Source organism: Azospirillum mesophilum, assembly GCF_053470405.2.
In genome coordinates, this window is sequence record NZ_JBPXMQ020000129.1 from 1 (window position 1) to 559 (window position 559).

The 559-nt window shown below is 70.7% G+C and carries 1 protein-coding gene; it reads right to left on the reverse strand.

What is annotated here, in order from left to right; genetic code table 11:
* Nucleotides 1–559, reverse strand: a 559-nt coding sequence (locus tag ACSVC7_RS32755; RefSeq protein ID WP_483509198.1) for a hypothetical protein, incomplete at both ends; no start/stop codon positions are given.

The window sequence follows — 559 nt, forward strand, 5'->3', positions numbered from 1 at the left end:
CGGTCACCGTCAGGGCGGAGAAGGGCGACACCGTCGTCGTGTCGTTGACCGCCTGGTTGGTCGCCTCGCCGCCGATCACCGGCGTGTTGTTGATCGAGGTCGAGACCACCGTGGTCGTGTTGTTGGTCACCGCGGCGGCGACGCCGTCGTTGACCGACAGCGTGAAGGTGGTGGTCTCGGTCGAGCCCGGGGTGACACGGTTGGCGGTCGGGGTGAAGACCAGCGCGCGCACCGCCGTCTGCGCCGCCGACGCGGTGCCGGTGAAGCTCCACACGCCGGTGGCGGCGTTATAGCTGCCGCCGCCGCCCGACAGCGCGCCCTTGGCCGCGCTGTCCAGCGTGACCGTCACCGTCTGCGTCTGCGCCGGGCTGTCCGCGTCGGTGATGGTGACGCTGGCGAACGGCGAGATGGTTGCGTTGTCGTTCACCGTCTGCCCGGCCGACGCCCCGCCGATCGCCGGCGCGTCGTTGACCGAGGTCGAGACCACGGTGGTCGTGTTGTTGCTCGCGGTGCCGCCGTCGCCGTCGCTGGTGGCGATGGTGAAGGTGGTCGTCTCGGT